18 protein-coding genes are annotated in these 18,095 nt (G+C 65.4%); 6 read left to right on the forward strand and 12 right to left on the reverse strand.

Annotated elements, in window-relative coordinates:
• The first annotated feature begins 170 nt into the window (after window positions 1–170).
• From ACFOMH_RS03570 to glmM, 4 genes are all read left to right on the forward strand, one after another.
• Window positions 171–674 carry a cell wall hydrolase gene (locus ACFOMH_RS03570; protein ID WP_374422492.1) on the forward strand — a complete coding sequence of 168 codons (504 nt, stop codon included), beginning with the start codon at window positions 171–173 and terminating at the stop codon, window positions 672–674.
• Window positions 675–747: 73 nt separating this feature from the next.
• The gene (locus tag ACFOMH_RS03575; RefSeq protein WP_377742661.1) at window positions 748–1,542 is read left to right on the forward strand and encodes a dihydroneopterin aldolase; all 795 of its coding nucleotides are present in this window, start codon (window positions 748–750) and stop codon (window positions 1,540–1,542) included.
• Between the two features lie 31 nt (window positions 1,543–1,573).
• Window positions 1,574–2,545, forward strand: a complete 972-nt coding sequence (gene folP / locus ACFOMH_RS03580) for a dihydropteroate synthase (RefSeq protein WP_377742663.1) — start codon at window positions 1,574–1,576, stop codon at window positions 2,543–2,545.
• The gene (glmM, locus tag ACFOMH_RS03585) at window positions 2,542–3,885 is read left to right on the forward strand and encodes a phosphoglucosamine mutase (RefSeq protein ID WP_374422497.1); all 1,344 of its coding nucleotides are present in this window, start codon (window positions 2,542–2,544) and stop codon (window positions 3,883–3,885) included. The genes folP and glmM overlap by 4 nt, the downstream gene beginning before the upstream one ends.
• A gap of 119 nt (window positions 3,886–4,004) precedes the next feature.
• On the opposite strand, the gene ACFOMH_RS03590 is transcribed toward glmM, so the two are convergent.
• Window positions 4,005–5,126: an FAD-dependent oxidoreductase gene (locus tag ACFOMH_RS03590; protein ID WP_377742666.1), complete on the reverse strand. Its 1,122-nt coding sequence runs from the start codon at window positions 5,124–5,126 to the stop codon at window positions 4,005–4,007.
• Between the two features lie 68 nt (window positions 5,127–5,194).
• Complete coding sequence (dksA, locus tag ACFOMH_RS03595) at window positions 5,195–5,617, reverse strand: RNA polymerase-binding protein DksA (protein ID WP_374422500.1); 423 nt, start codon at window positions 5,615–5,617, stop codon at window positions 5,195–5,197.
• Between the two features lie 158 nt (window positions 5,618–5,775).
• Between dksA and ACFOMH_RS03600 the strand changes: the two genes are divergently transcribed.
• Window positions 5,776–6,615, forward strand: a complete 840-nt coding sequence (locus ACFOMH_RS03600) for an AAA family ATPase (protein ID WP_377742668.1) — start codon at window positions 5,776–5,778, stop codon at window positions 6,613–6,615.
• An 11-nt stretch (window positions 6,616–6,626) separates the two neighbouring features.
• Entirely contained in the window at window positions 6,627–7,067 is a 441-nt protein-coding gene (locus tag ACFOMH_RS03605; protein WP_377742670.1) for a GNAT family N-acetyltransferase, read from the forward strand.
• Window positions 7,068–7,121: 54 nt separating this feature from the next.
• Here the strand turns inward: ACFOMH_RS03605 and ACFOMH_RS03610 are convergent, their stop codons facing one another.
• The 10 genes from ACFOMH_RS03610 to sucD all read right to left on the reverse strand — a co-directional run bounded on the left by ACFOMH_RS03610 (window position 7,122) and on the right by sucD (window position 18,095).
• Window positions 7,122–7,616: a transglycosylase SLT domain-containing protein gene (locus ACFOMH_RS03610; RefSeq protein ID WP_374422505.1), complete on the reverse strand. Its 495-nt coding sequence runs from the start codon at window positions 7,614–7,616 to the stop codon at window positions 7,122–7,124.
• A gap of 187 nt (window positions 7,617–7,803) precedes the next feature.
• Complete coding sequence (lpdA, locus tag ACFOMH_RS03615; protein WP_377742672.1) at window positions 7,804–9,198, reverse strand: dihydrolipoyl dehydrogenase; 1,395 nt, start codon at window positions 9,196–9,198, stop codon at window positions 7,804–7,806.
• Between the two features lie 158 nt (window positions 9,199–9,356).
• Window positions 9,357–9,746, reverse strand: a complete 390-nt coding sequence (locus tag ACFOMH_RS03620; RefSeq protein ID WP_374422508.1) for an MAPEG family protein — start codon at window positions 9,744–9,746, stop codon at window positions 9,357–9,359.
• Window position 9,747: 1 nt separating this feature from the next.
• A complete protein-coding gene (locus ACFOMH_RS03625) occupies window positions 9,748–10,005 on the reverse strand; it encodes a hypothetical protein (RefSeq protein ID WP_377742674.1) in 258 nt (85 codons plus the stop codon).
• 5 nt (window positions 10,006–10,010) lie between these two features.
• Window positions 10,011–10,427 (reverse strand): EVE domain-containing protein, encoded by a 417-nt coding sequence (locus ACFOMH_RS03630; RefSeq protein ID WP_377742675.1) that lies wholly within the window; start codon window positions 10,425–10,427, stop codon window positions 10,011–10,013.
• 233 nt (window positions 10,428–10,660) lie between these two features.
• Window positions 10,661–11,191 (reverse strand): hypothetical protein, encoded by a 531-nt coding sequence (locus ACFOMH_RS03635; RefSeq protein WP_377742676.1) that lies wholly within the window; start codon window positions 11,189–11,191, stop codon window positions 10,661–10,663.
• Between the two features lie 88 nt (window positions 11,192–11,279).
• Window positions 11,280–12,821: a 2-oxoglutarate dehydrogenase complex dihydrolipoyllysine-residue succinyltransferase gene (odhB, locus tag ACFOMH_RS03640; protein WP_377742677.1), complete on the reverse strand. Its 1,542-nt coding sequence runs from the start codon at window positions 12,819–12,821 to the stop codon at window positions 11,280–11,282.
• 2 nt (window positions 12,822–12,823) lie between these two features.
• Window positions 12,824–15,796 (reverse strand): 2-oxoglutarate dehydrogenase E1 component, encoded by a 2,973-nt coding sequence (locus ACFOMH_RS03645; RefSeq protein WP_374422515.1) that lies wholly within the window; start codon window positions 15,794–15,796, stop codon window positions 12,824–12,826.
• Between the two features lie 42 nt (window positions 15,797–15,838).
• The gene (locus ACFOMH_RS03650; protein ID WP_377742678.1) at window positions 15,839–17,020 is read right to left on the reverse strand and encodes a glycosyltransferase family 2 protein; all 1,182 of its coding nucleotides are present in this window, start codon (window positions 17,018–17,020) and stop codon (window positions 15,839–15,841) included.
• 190 nt (window positions 17,021–17,210) lie between these two features.
• Entirely contained in the window at window positions 17,211–18,095 is an 885-nt protein-coding gene (gene sucD / locus ACFOMH_RS03655) for a succinate--CoA ligase subunit alpha (RefSeq protein WP_377742679.1), read from the reverse strand.

Consider the following 18,095-nt stretch of genomic DNA (forward strand, 5'->3'; position numbering starts at 1 on the left):
ACTCACGCGGATGTGGGCTGGATAGGTCCCGTCGGTTTCGGGCTTTTAACGACAGATTCAGGCCCCAGAACGGGGTCGCTCGTATGAAGCCTTCCGGTCTGCTCCCGGATCCAGAAACCGAAAACAGGACCAACATGCCGATCAAAATGTCATGGCTGGCGCGCGTTTCCGTGTGTGTGATTATGGCGCTGTCGCCCGTCGTCGTGAACCCGGCCCTGGCCGACAGCAAGGGTCAGGTGGCCCAGTCCGCCAAAGCCGCGCGGTCCGCTGCTGCCGCCACGCAGATCAGCCAGCGCGATCTGCAATGCCTCGCCGAGGCGCTCTATTTCGAAGCCCGCGGCGAAGGCGCGCAGGGCCAGCGCGCGGTGGCCGAGGTGATCCTGAACCGTGTCGATCACCCCCGCTTTCCGAAAACCGTCTGCGGCGTGGTGAACCAGCGCGGCCAGTTCACCTATAACAAGAACGCCCGCATCCGCGAAAAGGGCACCTTTGCCCGTGTGCAGAAGGTTGCGATCGCCGCGCTTTCGGGCGCGCCGCGCACGCTGACCGATGGTGCGACCTATTTCCACACCCGTCAGGTCAAGCCGTCCTGGTCGCGCCGGTTCGAGCGCACGACCCGGATCGGTTCGCATATCTTCTATCGCTCGGGTGTGCGGCGCGTGGCCAGCAACTGAGCCGACGCAAATCTTCATGGCAATCGGCGGCCTCGTCCCTTGCGGCGGGGCCGTTTGCATGAGACAGGGGCGCATGGACCAGCCTGATCGCATCCACCTGCGCGACTATGTCGTGGCCGCCGAAATCGGTGCCTTCCAGACCGAGCGGGGCCACCCACAGCGTTTGCGCTTTAATATCGAGGTCGAACTGGCCACCCATGTCGTCGGCGTCAACGACGAGGTGGACCGCATCCTCAGCTATGACATCCTGACCGGTGCGGTGGCGGCGGGGCTGGCCGATCGCCGCTATGACCTGCTTGAGACGCTGGCCGAAAAGATCGCCGCCCAGGTGCTGGCACATCCGCGCGCGGCGCAGGTGGCGGTGACGGTTGAAAAGCTGGACCGCATTCCCGGCGCGCTTGGGGTCACGCTGGTGCGCCATCGCGCCCGGGTCGAGGCGGATCCGGTCGAGGCCCCGATCCGCGTCCTGTTCCACGGCATCGAAACCCCGCTGCCCGAAGGCGCGCTTGTGCTGGTCCCCGATGCGCCGGGCCTGCCTGTGCCGCAGGGGGGCAATGCGCGCGAGGTCGAGCTTTTGGCGCTGGATCAGGCGGCCTGGGCCCTGGCGGGGCATCTGGGGCTGACCGTGGCCGACAGCCGGACCGAACTTGACTGGGCCGCGACCGAAGGACGTGCGGTGGTCTGGGCGCCCGCCCGCATGGTGCGCGACGTGGCCGGCCTTGCGGCAGAGCCGCAGGCCCTTGCGCTGTGGCTGGCGCAGCGGCTGGGGGCCAGCGCGCTGGACTGGGCGCTGCCCGATGGGGTTGCCGCGCCGGCGGTACCGGCGGATTTCCCCGTTCCGACCCGGCGGCTGTCATCAGCCCCTTGATTTGCGGGCGCGTCGGGTCGAAACCACGCGCATGAACGACTATTTCCGTCCCATCCCCTGCCCATCCGGGCGCTGGCCGCTGGCCGGCGGCTGGCTGCGGTTTTCGCAGCTGGAACTGCTGCGCCGCGACGCGGCCCCGCGCATCGTCGATCACGCGCCCGAGGCGGTGCTGGCCGCGTTGACCGCGCCGCGCGCGCCGCTTTTGGGCCTGTCCATGGATGGCCCGCGCGTCATGGGCATCGTCAATGCCACGCCCGACAGCTTTTCGGATGGCGGATGCTATGACGGCGCCGGACAAGCCCGGCTGCTGGCCGATCAGGGCGCGGATTTCCTTGATATCGGGGGCGAATCGACCCGGCCCGGCGCGCGCGAAGTGCCCGCATCCGAGGAAATCGCCCGCATTGCCCCGGTGATCGCGGCGGCGCGCGGGCTGGCCGCGATTTCGGTCGACACGCGCAAGGCGGGCGTCGCGCAGGCGGCGCTGGCGGCGGGGGCGGGCATGGTCAATGACGTCTCGGGGCTTGATTTCGACCCGGGGCTGGCGCGGGTCGTGGCCGATGTCGGGGCGCCCATCTGCCTGATGCATGCGCAGGGCATTCCCGAAACCATGCAGGACGATCCCAGCTATGGGGATGTGCTGTTGGATGTCTATGATGCGCTGGCCCAGCGGATCACGCGGGCTGAGGCCGCCGGCATTTCCCGGTCACATATCGTGATCGATCCGGGCATTGGTTTCGGCAAGACACAGGCGCATAATCTTGCGATCCTGCGGCGGATTTCGCTGTTTCACGGGCTGGGTTGCGCGGTGCTTCTGGGCGTCTCGCGCAAGCGCTTTATCGGCGATATCGGTCAGGCGCCCGATGCAACCGATCGCTTTCCCGGAACGTTGGCCGTGACATTGGCCGCCGTGGCGCAGGGCATACAAATCCACCGCGTCCATGACGTGGCACAAACAAGGCAGGGCCTGAGCCTATGGCGGGCCGTGACCGAGGGGGTAGAATGAGCAGGAAACTTTTCGGCACCGATGGTGTGCGGGGCCGCGCCAACAGCCATCCGATGACCGCCGAGATGGCGCTGCGTCTGGGGGCGGCGGCGGGCCGCTATTTCCGCCGCAACGGACAGGATCGCCACCGCGTCGTCATTGGCAAGGACACCCGCCTGTCGGGCTATATGCTGGAAAACGCGCTGACGGCGGGGCTGACCAGCACGGGCATGAACGTGCTGCTTTTGGGGCCGGTGCCGACGCCGGCGGTGGGGTTCCTGACCCGCTCGATGCGGGCGGATGTGGGGATCATGATTTCCGCCAGCCACAACCCGGCGGCGGATAACGGCATCAAGTTCTTTGGCCCCGACGGTTTCAAGCTGTCGGACGAGGCCGAGGCCGAGATCGAAAGCATCGTCGCGGGCGACATCATCCCCGCCCAGCCGCAGAATATCGGCCGCGCCAAGCGCATCGATGACGGGCGCGGGCGCTATGTCGAATATGCCAAGACCACCTTCCCGGCCGGTCAGCGGCTGGACGGGCTTAAGGTCGTGGTCGATTGCGCCAATGGCGCCGCCTATCGCGCCGCGCCGGACGTGCTGTGGGAACTGGGCGCCGAGGTGATCCCGCTGGGCGTAAGCCCGAATGGCCACAACATCAACGATGGCGTCGGCTCGACCCATCCCCAGACCTGCGCCCGTGCGGTGCTGGAACATGGCGCCGATATGGGGATCAGCCTCGACGGCGATGCCGACCGGGTGATGATCATCGACGAAAAGGGCCAGGTGGCCGATGGCGACCAGATCATGGCATTGCTGGCCGGCCGCTGGGCCGAACAGGGGCGGCTGCGCGGCGGGGCGCTGGTCGCCACCGTGATGTCGAACCTTGGGCTTGAACGTTTCCTGACCGGGCGCGGGCTGCGGCTGGAACGCACCGCGGTGGGCGACCGCTATGTGGTCGAGCGCATGCGCGGACAGGGCTTCAATCTGGGCGGCGAGCAATCGGGCCATATCGTGATGACCGATTACGCCACCACCGGCGACGGGCTGATCGCGGGGCTGCAATTCCTGGCCGCGATGGCCGATAGCGGAGAGCTTGCCTCGGATCTGGTGGCGCAGTTCGAACCCGTGCCGCAGATGCTGAAAAACGTGCGCTATCAGGCCGGGGCCGACCCCCTGTCGCAGGACAGCGTCCGGGCCGAGATCGCGCGCGCCGAGGCGCGGCTGAGCGGTTCGGGCCGGGTGCTGATCCGCAAATCGGGGACCGAGCCCCTGATCCGCGTCATGGCCGAGGCCGAGGATGAGGTCGTTCTGCGCGAGGTGGTGGACGGCATCGTCGCCGCCGTCGAACAGGCGGCCTGAGCCGGGACCAGGCCTTGGGCCGAACGGATGAAACGCACCCCCTGGCCGGCCCGCGATGGCCGGCCTGAAACGTTTCTGGCCCCGGATCCGCCCTCGACCCGCCCCCGTCCCGGCCGCGATCAGACGGCGGTCGGATCGTAATCGTAAAGCCAGGCGAAGCGTTCGATCAGCCGCGTCGGCGCCATGCGCGACACCGCCCGCAAGCCGGCATGGGCGACGGCCCGCGTCGGCCCGCGCAGGTGATAGTTGCGGGCATTGGCATTCGCGGCATCGACGATCTGTTGACAGCGCGGCTGGCGCAGCGCCTGAAACCGGGCAAGCGCGCGGGCCTGATCGGCATCGCTGTCCAGACAGGCGGCCAGCACCCAGGCATCCTCGATCGCCATAACGGCCCCCTGCGCCATGAAGGGCAGGGTCGGATGCGCGGCATCGCCGATCAGGGCGCGGCGGCCATCCTGCCAATGGGCGGCGACCGGGTGGCGGAACAGCCCCCAGATGCCGACGCTTTCGACCTGTGCCAGCCAGTCCGGCACCGGGCCGCCAAAGCGCGCAAAGGCGGCGCGCAGATCGGCCGGATCGCCGGGCAGGGACCAGCCTTCGTCATGCCAGTCGGGGCGTTCGACCACGGCCACGATATTGCGCAGCCCCGCGCCCAGAGGATAGCTGACCAGATGCCGGCCCGGCCCCATGAACACCTGTGCCACGCCGGGCGCGTCGGCCTCGGCGGGGATCAGGGCGCGCCAGGCGGTCTGGCCGGTGAAAAAGGGCGCCTCGGCCCCGTTTAGCGCCGGGCGCACCCGGCTTTTCACCCCATCCGCACCGATGAGCAGCGGCACCTCGGGCAGGTCGCCGACCTCGTGGTCCAGCTCGATCCGGACGCCGGCCTCGCGCGCGGCCTGTTCCAGCATGGCGACCAGCCGGGCGCGGTGAACCATGCGGAAATGATCCTTTGGCCGGTGCCGGGCCAGATCCAGCCGGGCGACCTGACGGCCGACGGAATCGCGAAGCTCGACCCGCTTTGACGCGACCGAGATCGCCCGGAACCGTTCCCACAGCCCAAGCGCCGCCAGCACACGCACCGCATTGGGCGAAATCTGCAAACCCGCGCCCACCTCGCGCAGGGCGCCCGCGCGTTCAAGAACGGTGACCTCGGCGCCACGCTGCGCCAGCGCGCAGGCGGCGGTCAGGCCGGCCACGCCGGCGCCAATGATGGTTACGGGGGTATTCTCAAGGGCCGACATCACGGATCACCCATGCTTGGGGGAACGGACCCGCCGTCTAGCGGCGGGTCGGCGCGGCGCCGATGTGGTCAATCGTCGCGATGCACGCGTTCGCGGCGTTCGTGCCGTTCCTGCGCTTCCAGCGTCATGGTCGCGATCGGGCGCGCATCCAGACGTTTCAGGCTGATCGGTTCGCCGGTCATTTCGCAATAGCCGTATTCGCCGGTCTCGATGCGGCGCAGGGCGGCATCGATCTTGCTGACCAGCTTGCGCTGGCGGTCGCGGGTGCGCAGTTCGAGCGAGCGGTCGGTTTCCTCGGACGCGCGATCCGCAAGGTCCGGCACATTGCGCGCGCTTTCCTGCAACCCTTCCAGGGTCTCGGCGGACTGGTCCAGCAATTCCTGTTTCCAAGCGATCAGCTTGCGGCGGAAATATTCCAGTTGCCGCTCATTCATGAAAGGCTCGTCTTCGGCCGGACGATAATCTTCGGGCAGAAAGGTTTGGGCTTTCATCGTTCCTCCGGGAGCCGGGTGCCTGTATCCCGATCCTTGCGGCCCCTTTAAGCGATGCCCGCGCGATTGTCACTAGCCCATTCCGCCAAGTTTGCGCCCGGCTTGCGCATCAGGGGGGCGCTGGCTAATTTCACGGGAATTGCCAAAGGGATGGGCGGATGCGTTTTTCATCGACCGAAACCTATGTCGCGCCGCCCGATCTTGCGGTGGCGGTCAACGCCGCGATCACGCTGGAACGTCCGCTGCTGGTCAAGGGCGAACCGGGCACCGGCAAGACCGAACTGGCGCGCCAGGTCGCCGCCAGTCTTGGCCTGCCGATGCTGGAATGGAACGTGAAATCAACCACCCGCGCGCAGCAGGGGCTTTACGAATACGATGCGGTCTCGCGCCTGCGCGACAGCCAGCTGGGCGAGGCGCGCGTCCATGACATCGGCAATTACATCCGCAAGGGCAAGCTGTGGCAGGCCTTCGAGGCCGAGGCCAGGGTGGTGCTGTTGATCGACGAGATCGACAAGGCCGATATCGAATTCCCCAATGACCTTTTGCAGGAACTCGACCGGATGGAGTTCCACGTCTACGAGACCGGCGAAACGATTCGGGCCCGCCATCGTCCGGTGGTGGTCATCACCTCGAACAATGAAAAGGAACTGCCCGACGCGTTTCTGCGCCGCTGTTTCTTTCACTATATCCGGTTCCCGGATGCCGAGGTGCTCAAGCGCATCGTCGACGTGCATTATCCCGGCCTGAAGCCGCGCCTTCTGGACGAGGCACTGAGCCAGTTCTTTGAACTGCGCGAGGTGCGGGGGCTGAAGAAAAAGCCCTCGACCAGCGAGCTTCTGGACTGGCTCAAGCTGATCCTCGCCGAGGATCTTTCGCCCGAGGATCTGAAGCGTCCGGCGGGCGAGATGCTGCCGCGCCTGCATGGCGCGTTGATCAAGAACGAACAGGATGTGGCCATGTTCGAGCGGCTGGCCTTCATGGCCCGGCGCCAAGGTTAGACGGAGGGGACATGATCCGGGAATTGCGCGAAAGCGACCGCGAGGGCTGGCAGCGGCTCTATCGGGGCTATCAGGAATTTTACGGCTATGGCGACCGCGCCGCGGCCTTTTACGACAAGGCCTTCGCGCGGCTGATGGCGCGGGATGCGCGCGATTTTCACGGGCTGGTCCATGACGATGGCGGCCGGCTTCTGGGGCTGACGCATTACGTCTTTCACCCGAATCTGTGGCGTGACGAGGGGGTCTGTTATTTGCAGGACCTCTATACCGCCGCCGAGGCGCGCGGCCGTGGCGTGGCCCGCGCCCTGATTCAGGGGGTCTATGACGCGGCCGACCGTGCGGGCGTGCCCAATGTCTATTGGCTGACGGCCGAGGACAATTACCCCGGGCGCATGCTTTACGACCGGGTGGCGCAGCGCACGCCCTTTATCCGCTATATGCGCAAGCCGTGACGTGAAAAGGGCGACCCGAGGGCCGCCCTTTTGCATTCACTGTCCCTGTTGTGCTTAGCGCAGGCCGGTGGCTTGAAGCAGCCCTTTTTTCTTGGCCTCGTAGTAATAGCCGCGCGAATACCATTTCACGGCGGCGTCCTGATTGCCGTCGGCGACCATATAGGCGCCGCGCAGGTATTTCACCGCATATTTCAGGTTCGTCTCGGCATCCAGCAGGCCCTGGGGGCTGCCCTGATAGCCCATGCCGCGCGCGGTCGCCGGCAGGATCTGCATCAGCCCGTAATAGGGGCCGTTGCGGGCGCCGGGGCGATGGGTGGATTCGCGCACGATGATGCGCTGAACCAGCTCGACCGGCACTTCGTTCTCTCTGGCCGATTGAATGATCAGCTTGCGCAGCGCCGGCGTTTCGTTCGGATAAAGCCCGGCCATCTGCGAGGCCGAGGCCCGGGGTTCGACCAGATAGCGGCGGTCGGGATCGACCCGGTTGTCGCCGCAGGCGCTGACGGCAAGAACGCCACCCAGCACCAGCATACCGATCAAGGATTTCATGACTGCCCTCGTTTTGTCATTGCCATCGCAATAGCCGCAGCGGGGGCGTCCGGGGAAATCAAAAGAAAGGGCCGCCCGGTGAGGGACGGCCCATAGGCAAGATCTTGCCGCATTGCGGCGCGGGTTTCGGTGGAATCCCGCCCAAGATCGGCGGATCCGGCGCGATCCGGCGCCGGTTTCGCCCCGATCAGACGTGAATCGCGCCGTCACCCAGCGCCAGCGCCGCCTCGCGCACGGCTTCCGAACAGGTCGGATGGGCGTGACAGGTCAGCGCGATATCCTGCGCCGAGGCGCCGAATTCCATCGCCACGCAAACCTCGTGGATCATCTCGCCCGCATTCGGGCCGATGATATGACAGCCCAGAACCCGGTCTGTATCCGCATCCGCGATCATCTTGACGAAACCGTCGGCCTGAAACAGCGCTTTCGCGCGGGCATTGCCCATAAAGGGGAACTTGCCCACCTTGATCTTGCGGCCCGATTCCTTGGCCATCTCTTCGGTCATGCCGACGGAGGCGACCTCGGGGGTGGTATAGATCACGCCGGGGATGACACCGTAATTCACATGGCCATGCTTGCCGGCGATGACCTCGGCCACCGCCATGCCCTCATCCTCGGCCTTGTGGGCCAGCATCGGGCCGGGCACTGCGTCGCCGATGGCATAGATGCCGGGCAGGCTGGTCTGCCAATGGGGATCGACCTTGACGAAGCCGCGATCGGTCATCTCGACGCCCAGCTTGTCCAGCCCCAGACCCGTGACATAGGGACGGCGGCCGGTGGCGACCAGCACCGTCGCGGCCTCGATGCTGTGTTCGCTGTTATCCTTGCGCAGGGTATAGGCGACCTTCGCGGTGCCGTTTTCCACCGTCACGCCGGACACGGCGGCGCCAAGGACGAATTTCAGCCCCTGCTTGGCCAGGATCCTCTGGAACTGCTTTTGCACCTCGCCGTCCATGCCGGGGGTGATGACGTCAAGGAATTCGACCACCGTCACCTCGGCGCCAAGGCGCGCATAGACGGACCCGAGCTCAAGCCCGATCACGCCGGCGCCGATCACGACCATGGATTTCGGGATCCCCGGCAGCGCCAGCGCGCCGGTCGAATCGACGACCACGCCGCCCTCGTTATCCACCGTCACGCCCTTCAGGCTGGAGGGTTCCGAGCCGCTGGCGATGACGATGTTCTTGGTCTCATAGGTGGTGTCGCCGACGCGCACCTTGCCGGGGGCCTCGATCTCGGCCCAGCCCTTGATCCAGTCGATCTTGTTCTTCTTGAACAGGAATTCGATGCCCTTGGTATTGGTGCCGACGGTATCGGCCTTATACCCCTGCATCCGGGTCCAATCGACGTTCACATGCGCGTCCATCAGGCCCATCTTGGCGAAATTCTCATGGGTTTCATGCAGCATGTGGCTGGCATGCAGCAGCGCCTTCGAGGGGATGCACCCCACGTTCAGGCAGGTCCCGCCCAGTGTATCGCGGCCCTCGACGCAGGCGACCTTCAGCCCCAGCTGGGCGGCGCGGATCGCGCAGACATAACCGCCGGGACCGGCGCCGATCACGATCAGATCATAGGTGGGCATTGTTCTTGTCCTTGTTCAGAAAGTCGCGTGGCAGGGTACCACGGTTTGGGTTGCATGGGGGCGCATCGCGATGGTGTCGGGCGGCTGTCTGTGCCCGGCGCCGACGGCTGTCAAACCCTTTCGTGACGGGGTGCCATGGCCGGCGGGCGGGGCGCGCATCACAGCAATCCCGCCACGATCATGGTCAGCGTGGCCAGAAAGCCCACGCCCCAGATGATCGAACGCCAGGGCGTCCAGCCAAAGGCATAGGCCGGGACATAGGCGACGCGCGCCGCCAGATAGGTCCAGGCACAGAGCACCGTCAGCGGCGATCCCGCATCCCCCAGAACGACCGTGACGACCGCGATGGTGAACAGGATCAGCCCTTCGAAATGGTTGTTGACCGCGCGTCGCATCCGCCCGGTCAGGGCCGAGAATTCCGGCTGGGTGTCGCGCGGGCCGGCATTCCATTTCGCGCCGACATCGCTGTTCATCACCGCCGCCGCAAGGCCGATCTGTATCGCCTGCAAAAGCGCGGCAAGCGCCAGCGCGGTCGTCTCGGCCGCCATGTCAGGCGGTCTCGACGAAATGGAAGCTGGCCGAACGCACGCCCGCCTGGCTGTTAAAGACCCCCGCCGCGCCGTCCAGATAGTCGCGCGCCGCCTTGGCATCGCCAATGGCGTAAAGCGCCCAGGCGCTGCCGCCATCCTCACGCCACAATTGCAGCAGCGACAGGCCGTTATTGCCGCGATCCTCGGCATCGGCATCGAAGGCGGCCTTGAATTGGGCATAGTCGGCGATCTGGTAATGGGCGATCATCTGGGTCATGACATTTACTCCTGCACCATGGCCGTGCGGATCGTCTGGAAATCCGCATCGGAAATTTCGAACAATCCGCGGCGGGCGAGCATGCCCCAGTTCCCGCGCGCGAACTCCAGCCTGTCGATCACTAAAGAGATAGGGGTTTCGGCCGCCGGGAGCCAGTCGATATCGCGCCGATAGCCCAGCATGCCCGGACGCATTTCCGCCGGATAGGGGGCCGCGTCGCGCACCGTGCCGATGGCGGTAAAGGCCTTCAGGGCCGCGCCATCGGGCCAGGCGGTTTTCGGCGAGTAATAGATCAGCCCGTCGCCGGGTGTCAGGCGCCTGAGCGGCGCAAGCTTGCCGTGATTCAGCATGGCGAACCCGCCGGTGGCACCGATCAGAACGTGCTCGCGGGAAACGACACCGATCCAGAAGCGTTGGGTCATGAAAACCTCGGGGCCTTGCGCGACATCGCGGGCGAAGGGGTGGATTTTCCGGCGGATGCCGGGGGTCGGATTGTTGCGAGCCTATACCCGGTGAACCTGAGCTGTACACCACTTGCGGGCGGCGGGTGGAATGGGTGTGGTGGTGGGGCGGACCCCCACCACCCAATCTGTGGCGGGCCGGATCAGCGGGGTTTCGCCTGTTGGCGAAACGCTGCACCGGCAGTCGGGGCGGATCACTTGGCGGCCGAAGGCCCTGCATCACCCATATCAACCCTGATGTCATGATAGCCATGGACATCCGTCGGCTGGTCGCCCCGGCCTTCGTTGATCCCGGCGGCGATCCCGCTGACGACCGCGCCGATGATACCGGCCCCTGCACCCGAATTGCGGGCGTTTTGCGATCTTTCGTTCAGCGAGATATTGGTGGCTACGAGGTTCTTTTGCACCGAGCGTTCGCCATTTTTGCAAATGAGATTCGCCGTTGGCGTTGATGGGCCAAGGTTGGGCGTCATCACGTAGGCGGGCGTCTGGAACTGCGATTCCGAATAGGGCGTGGTCAGCGAACAGCTTGCACCGGCCAGTTCGCGGCTGCCGTCTTTGGTTTTCACCTTGGTGCGCACCGTCGTCTTTGCGTCACCCCGATAGGCGTTGGGCGGAAATGACTTGAGGGTTTTATAGGCCACTGGCGGTTTGGTGATTTCCAGCTGCGGCGTACAGGCGCTCAACAGCACAAAGAATGGCAGGACAGTCAGAAAACGGTGCATCAGGTTCTTTCGTTATGGTCGTAGTTTCAGGTTCTGGCCGCCTGCCCAAGCACGGGCGAGCGGCCAGAACCTTTATCGCGGCTATTTCTTACAAATCCATCAACAGCCGGCGGGGATCTTCCAGCGCCTCTTTGACGCGCACGAGGAAGGTCACGGCGCCTTTGCCGTCGACGATGCGGTGGTCATAGCTCAGCGCCAGATACATCATCGGGCGGATGACGATTTCGCCGTTCACCACCACCGGGCGGTCCTGGATCTTGTGCATGCCAAGGATACCCGATTGCGGCGGGTTCAGGATCGGCGAGGACATCAGCGAGCCATAGACGCCACCGTTCGAGATGGTGAAGGTGCCGCCCTGCATTTCCGCCATGGTCAGCTTGCCGTCGCGGGCGCGCAGGCCCAGCTCGGCGATTTCCTTTTCGATCTGGGCAAAGCTTTTCTGGTCGGCATCGCGCACGACCGGAACCACCAGACCGTTCGGGGTGCCGACGGCAACGCCCATATGGACAAAGTTCTTGTAGACCACATCGCCGCCGTCGATTTCGGCATTGACCTCGGGGACCTCTTTCAGGGCGTGGGTACAGGCCTTCACGAAGAAGGACATGAAGCCCAGCTTGACCTTGTGCTTTTTCTCGAACTGGTCCTTGTAGGTGTTGCGCAGGTCCATGATCGCCTTCATGTCCACCTCGTTATAGGTGGTCAGCATGGCGGCGGTGTTCTGCGCGTCCTTGAGCCGGCGGGCGATGGTGGCGCGCAGGCGGGTCATCTTGACGCGCTCTTCGCGGGCGGCGTCCTCGGCCGAGCTGGGCGAACGCGGCGCCTGAGCCGGCGCGGGTGCGGGGGCCGCGGCCACCGGGGCGGCGGGGGCGCTGCCTGCGCGGGCGACATCCTCTTTCATCACGCGGCCATCGCGGCCGGTGCCGGTGACGGCATCACGCGAAACGCCGGCCTCGGCCATGGCTTTCTTGGCCGAAGGGGCATCCTCGACATCCTTGCCGGCCGCTGCGGCGGCGGGGGCGGCCGGTGCCGCAGCAGGGGCGGGGGCCGCAGCGGGGGCGGGGGCCGCACCGGCCGCGCCTTCGGTGATCACGGCCAGACGGGCGCTGGCCTCGACCGTCGCGCCTTCGGGGGCCAGGATTTCGGCCAGCACGCCGGCGGCGGGGCTGGGCACCTCGACCGAGACCTTGTCGGTTTCCAGCTCGCACAGCATCTCGTCCTGCGCGACGGTATCGCCGACCTTCTTGAACCAGGTGGCGACCGTCGCTTCGGTCACGCTTTCGCCCAGGGTGGGCACCATAACATCGACGGATTTTCCGCTCATCTTCTTTTGTCCTTCCTGGGGTTTCGTTCCAGTTTCAGCTTTCGGTAACATTTCTTCGGGGCCCGCATCGCCGATATCGGCGATCTGGGCCAGCAGGGCATTGGGGGCGACCACCGTGCCTTCGGGGGCGACGATCTCGGCCAGCTTGCCGGCCACGGGCGAGGGGACCTCGACCGTGACCTTGTCGGTTTCCAGCTCGCAGAGCATCTCGTCGACGGCGACGCGGTCGCCCGGTTTCTTGAACCAGGTCGCCACCGTCGCCTCCGAGACGGACTCACCCAAAGCGGGAACGCGGACCTCGACGGCCATGCTCAGCCCTCGATGGTGATGGCTTCGCCGACCAAAGCCTCTTGCTCGGCCTTGTGGCGCGAGGCGAGGCCGGTCGCCGGCGAGGCGGCGGCATTGCGTCCGACATAGCGCGGGCGCGTATGCTTGGCGTTGATGCGCGACAGCACCCATTCCAGATTCGGCTCGACAAAGCTCCAGGCGCCCTGGTTCTTGGGCTCTTCCTGGCACCAGACGATTTCCGCATCCTTGAAGCGGCCCAGTTCCTTGCTGAGCGACTGGGCCGGGAACGGATAGAACTGTTCCAGACGCAGGATATAGACATCCTTGGCCCCGGCGGCGTCGCGCGCGGCCAGAAGGTCGTAATAGACCTTGCCCGAACAGATCACCACGCGGCGGATCTTGTCATCCGCGACCAGTTTCAGATCCGAAACGCCGTTGGGATTGTCTGCATCGTCCCACAGCACCCGGTGGAAGCTGGAGCCGGTCTGGAATTCCTCGGCGCGCGACACCGCCTGCGGGTGGCGCAACAGCGATTTCGGCGTCATCAGCACCAGCGGCTTGCGGAACGGACGGTTCAGCTGACGGCGCAGGATGTGGAAATAGTTCGCCGGCGTGGTGCAGTTGGCGACGATCCAGTTGTCTTCCGCGCACATCTGCAACCAGCGCTCAAGCCGGGCCGAGCTGTGTTCGGGACCCTGTCCCTCGTAGCCATGCGGCATCAGCATGACGAGGCCCGACATGCGCAGCCATTTCTTTTCACCCGAGGTGATGAACTGGTCGAACATGATCTGAGCGCCGTTGGCGAAATCGCCGAACTGGGCCTCCCACAGGGTCAGGGTGTTCGGCTCGGCCAGCGAATAGCCGTATTCGAAACCCAGAACCGCATATTCCGACAGCATCGAATCGATGACCTCGTAACGCGCCTGACCGCCACGGATGTGGTTCAGGGGGTAATAGCGTTCCTCGGTGGTCTGATCGACAAAGGCGGAATGGCGCTGGCTGAAGGTGCCGCGGGTCGAATCCTGACCCGACAGGCGCACCGGATGCCCCTCGACCAGAAGCGAGCCGAAGGCCAGCGCCTCGCCGGTGGCCCAGTCGAAGCCCTGACCCGTCTCGAACATCTTTTTCTTGGCGTCGATCAGGCGGCCGACGGTCTTGTGCATGTCGAAACCATCGGGCGCGCGGGTCAGCGCGGTGCCGATTTCGGCCATGGTCGCGGGGGCGATGCCGGTCTGGCCGGCGCTGTATTCCTCGCCCTCGGCGGCAAGGCCGGACCATTTGCCGTCCAGCCAGTCGGCCTTGTTCGGCTTGAAGTTCTTGCCGACCTCGAACTCGTCGTTCAGATGCGACTGGAAGGCGGCCTTCATTTCCTCAATCTCGCCCTCGGGGACCAGCCCGTCGGCGACCAGACGGTCGGTGTAAAGCTGCAAGGTGGTCTTGTGACCCTTGATCTGCTTGTACATCGCCGGGTTGGTGAACATCGGCTCATCGCCTTCGTTATGGCCGAAGCGGCGATAACAGATAATGTCCAGAACCACGTCCTTGTGGAATTTCTGCCGGAATTCGGTCGCCACCTTGGCGGCGTGGACCACGGCTTCCGGGTCGTCGCCATTGACGTGGAAAATCGGCGCCTCGACCATCAGCGCGATATCGGTGCAATAGGGCGAGGTCCGGCTGAAATGCGGCGCGGTGGTGAAACCGATCTGGTTGTTTACCACGATATGGATGGTGCCGCCGGTGCGGTGGCCGCGAATACCCGAAAGCTGGAAGCATTCCGCGACGATGCCCTGACCGGCGAATGCCGCGTCGCCATGCAAAAGGATCGGCAGCACGGCGGTGCGGGTCGCCTGATCCGACAGCTGATCCTGCTTGGCGCGGGCCTTGCCCAGCACCACCGGATCGACCGCTTCAAGGTGGCTGGGGTTCGCGGTCAGCGACAGGTGCACGGTATTGTCGTCAAAGGTGCGGTCCGAGCTGGCGCCGAGGTGATATTTCACGTCGCCCGAGCCGTCGACATCCTCGGGCTTGTAGCTGCCGCCCTGGAATTCGTGAAAGATCGCGCGGAAGGGTTTGCTCAGCACATTGGCCAGGACCGACAGGCGGCCCCGGTGGGGCATGCCGATCACCACCTCCTTGACGCCAAGCGCGCCGCCGCGCTTGATGATCTGTTCCATCGCGGGGATCAGCGCCTCGCCGCCGTCAAGGCCGAAACGCTTGGTGCCCATGTATTTGACATGCAGGAACTTTTCAAAGCCCTCGGCCTCGACCAGCTTGTTGAGGATGGCGCGGCGCCCTTCGCGGGTAAAGGCGATTTCCTTGCCGTAACCCTCGATCCGCTCTTTCAGCCATGCGGCCTGTTCGGGGTCCGAGATATGCATGAATTGCAGCGCGAAGGTGCCGCAATAGGTGCGCGTCATCAGATCGACGATCTGACGGATCGAGGCGATCTGAAGGCCCAGCACATTGTCGATAAAGATCGGCCGGTCCAGATCGGCGGCGGTAAAGCCATAGGTCGCGGGATCCAGCTCGCCGTCATCGGGCACCTCGCGCAGGCGCAGCGGGTCCAGATCGGCGTGCAGATGGCCCCGGATGCGGAAGGCGCGGATCAGCATGATGGCGCGGATGCTGTCCAGCACGGCCCGTTTCAGCTGTTCATCGGTCAGGCTGAGGCCCTTTTCGGCGGCCTTGCCGGCGATCTTGTCGAGGGCTGCCTTGGCCTCGGCCTTGCTGCTTTGCGGCCATTCGCCGGTCAGTGCGGCGGTGTTGTCGTCCGAGGGCACCGGCGGCCAGTCGCCGCGCTGCCAGCTGGCCCCCTTGGCCTCGCGGGTGACGGTGGTTTCCTCATCGCCGAGGCTGCGGAAAAACGCGTCCCAGGCCGCGTCGACGGCATTCGGGTCCTGTGCCCACTGACCGTAAAGCTGTTCGACATAGCCGGCATTGTGACCTTGCAGAAAGCTCGAGTCGTGGAAGGCCGAGTTGGGGGATTGATCGTTCATTGGATTGCCTCCGGGGAAATTCTGTCCGTTCGCGCCGTGATGTCAGGCGGTGGTGTTGTTTAGGTCATGACCGGGTCCTGTTCCGGTCATCAGCTCTGTCTGAAAATTCGGATACCTGTCCCGCAGTTCCGCGCGCGGAATCCGCAACAGCGCCGGCAGGCGGCGCCCCGCCATCAGCGCGCCGCGCACCTGCGGCAGATCCCAGCGCCGCCCGGCGATATCCTTGGGAAACTCGGCCGCCAGCATGCGCAGATACCACAGCCCGAACCGTAGCAGGTCGCGGGGCTGACGATCCGAATTGCGGCGGACGAAATAGCCGACATTCAGGATCGCCAGCGCGGTGCTGAGCTGGCGTTTGTTGCGCGCCGCAGCCGCCTCGACATGGTCGATCCCGGCATCGGGCGCGATGGCCAGAAGCCCGTGCCGGCCAAAGCGATAGCTGGCGTCCAGATCCTCGGCCATGCACGAGCCGACGAGCCCCTCGTCAAAGGGTTCGCGCAGCGCCACGTCACGGCGCAGGGTCAGGGCAAAGCCGGTGATGAACTGCGTCGGCAGCATCCCCTGGGGCAGGGTGGCCTCGCCATGCCAGCGCCTTTCGGGCCGGTCATAGGTCACGAAACGCTGGTCGGCCGGGATCATCAGGCCGTGGCGCAGGGCGAAATCGATGCCGCGCTGAACCCCGCGATGACGGTTCTGGATCAGATTGCCGGCGCGGTTGGTCTGTTTGCGCGCTTCGGGCGCGATGTCGTCTGCGGTTTCCGGCGCCGTTTGCAGGGCCATATTGCGGCACGAGATGGCGGCGATCCGCCCCGTGGGGTCGTCGCGGTAAAAGCCCATGATCCGGGCCGCCGTGCCGGGATGCAGCATGGCGTCATCGTCGATCATGAACAGGATATCGGCATGCGCCATGGCCACGCATTGATTGCGCTGCACGGTCAGCGATCTGCGCCGGGCGGGTTCGTAAAGCAGCGGACAGTTCAGCCCGGACGCCGCCATCATCGCCGCGATCCGGTCGCGGCTGTCCTGCCAGTCGTCGCTGGCATCGACGATGACGATCTCGGCCGGCGGCAGGGTCGAGGCCAGCGCGTGGCGCACGCAATCGGCCAGCATCCGACCCCGGTTATAGGTCGAGACGCAGAGCGCCCAATCCCGTGCGGGCGCAGCGCCCGGCACCGTGGCCTGCGCCATCAGATCCTCTGCGCTGGACTGGTCGATGCAGTTCATGCCCACCCCCACCTGTCCCGGCAGATCGCAGGCTGCAAGCCGACCCGGCTGGGGCAGGGGGCTGCCACGGCGGGATGGGACGGGCTCTGGTTGCGGCGGCGATCCAATCTGGCACCTGATGTGATGGTTTTGGCGCGGCCCCGTAAAGGTAGGCAGGGGCCGCTCCTAAGTCAAAAAGCTTGCGAAAACGTTACCGGCCGATCGCCTTCAGCACCGCTTCGCCAAGGCCTGCGGGGCTGTCGGCCACGATGATGCCGGCCGATTTCATGGCTTCGATCTTGGATTCCGCGTCGCCCTTGCCGCCCGAGACGATGGCGCCGGCATGGCCCATGCGGCGGCCGGGGGGGGCGGTGCGCCCGGCGATAAAGCCGGCGGTGGGCTTCCATTTGCCCTTTTTCTTTTGCTCGGCCAGGAATTCGGCGGCCTCTTCCTCGGCGGAACCGCCGATTTCGCCGATCATGATGATCGAGGTGGTTTCGTCATCGTCAAGGAACATGCGCAGCACGTCGATATGTTCCATCCCCTTGATCGGGTCGCCGCCGATGCCGACGGCCGAGGACTGGCCCAGACCCACATCCGAGGTCTGCTTGACCGCCTCATAGGTCAGGGTGCCGGACCGGCTGACCACGCCGACGCTGCCGCGGCGGAAGATGGAACCGGGCATGATGCCGATCTTGCATTCGTCCGGCGTCATGATGCCGGGGCAGTTCGGCCCGATCAAAAGCGAATTGCTGCCTTCCAGCGCGCGCTTCACCTTCATCATGTCCAGGACCGGGATGCCCTCGGTGATGGCCACGATCAGCGGGATCTGTGCGTCGATGGCTTCCAGGATCGAGTCGGCCGCGAAGGGCGGCGGCACATAGATCGCGGTCGCATTGGCGCCGGTTTTCGCCACGGCCTCATGGACCGAGTTGAAGACCGGCAGGCCCAGATGCTCGGACCCGCCCTTGCCGGGGGTCACGCCGCCGACCATCTTGGTGCCATAGGCGATGGCCTGTTCGGTGTGGAACGTCCCCTGCGAGCCGGTGATGCCCTGGGTGATGACTTTCGTGTTCTTGTCTACGAGAATGGCCAT

The sequence above is a fragment of the Paracoccus mangrovi genome, from assembly GCF_042648425.1.
Taxonomy (GTDB): Bacteria; Pseudomonadota; Alphaproteobacteria; order Rhodobacterales; family Rhodobacteraceae; genus Paracoccus; species Paracoccus mangrovi.

Coding starts and splice junctions, on each gene's coding strand:
- folP (WP_377742663.1), top strand. CDS start 1,574: ATGAACGACTATTTCCGTCCCATCCCCTGCCCATCCGGGCGCTGGCCG.
- ACFOMH_RS03575 (WP_377742661.1), top strand. CDS start 748: ATGGACCAGCCTGATCGCATCCACCTGCGCGACTATGTCGTGGCCGCC.
- dksA (WP_374422500.1), bottom strand. CDS start 5,617: ATGAAAGCCCAAACCTTTCTGCCCGAAGATTATCGTCCGGCCGAAGAC.
- ACFOMH_RS03625 (WP_377742674.1), bottom strand. CDS start 10,005: ATGACCCAGATGATCGCCCATTACCAGATCGCCGACTATGCCCAATTC.
- ACFOMH_RS03645 (WP_374422515.1), bottom strand. CDS start 15,796: ATGAACGATCAATCCCCCAACTCGGCCTTCCACGACTCGAGCTTTCTG.
- ACFOMH_RS03610 (WP_374422505.1), bottom strand. CDS start 7,616: ATGAAATCCTTGATCGGTATGCTGGTGCTGGGTGGCGTTCTTGCCGTC.
- sucD (WP_377742679.1), bottom strand. CDS start 18,095: ATGGCCATTCTCGTAGACAAGAACACGAAAGTCATCACCCAGGGCATC.
- ACFOMH_RS03620 (WP_374422508.1), bottom strand. CDS start 9,746: ATGGCGGCCGAGACGACCGCGCTGGCGCTTGCCGCGCTTTTGCAGGCG.
- ACFOMH_RS03635 (WP_377742676.1), bottom strand. CDS start 11,191: ATGCACCGTTTTCTGACTGTCCTGCCATTCTTTGTGCTGTTGAGCGCC.
- glmM (WP_374422497.1), top strand. CDS start 2,542: ATGAGCAGGAAACTTTTCGGCACCGATGGTGTGCGGGGCCGCGCCAAC.
- ACFOMH_RS03600 (WP_377742668.1), top strand. CDS start 5,776: ATGCGTTTTTCATCGACCGAAACCTATGTCGCGCCGCCCGATCTTGCG.
- ACFOMH_RS03605 (WP_377742670.1), top strand. CDS start 6,627: ATGATCCGGGAATTGCGCGAAAGCGACCGCGAGGGCTGGCAGCGGCTC.
- lpdA (WP_377742672.1), bottom strand. CDS start 9,198: ATGCCCACCTATGATCTGATCGTGATCGGCGCCGGTCCCGGCGGTTAT.
- ACFOMH_RS03630 (WP_377742675.1), bottom strand. CDS start 10,427: ATGACCCAACGCTTCTGGATCGGTGTCGTTTCCCGCGAGCACGTTCTG.
- ACFOMH_RS03590 (WP_377742666.1), bottom strand. CDS start 5,126: ATGTCGGCCCTTGAGAATACCCCCGTAACCATCATTGGCGCCGGCGTG.
- odhB (WP_377742677.1), bottom strand. CDS start 12,821: ATGGCCGTCGAGGTCCGCGTTCCCGCTTTGGGTGAGTCCGTCTCGGAG.
- ACFOMH_RS03650 (WP_377742678.1), bottom strand. CDS start 17,020: ATGAACTGCATCGACCAGTCCAGCGCAGAGGATCTGATGGCGCAGGCC.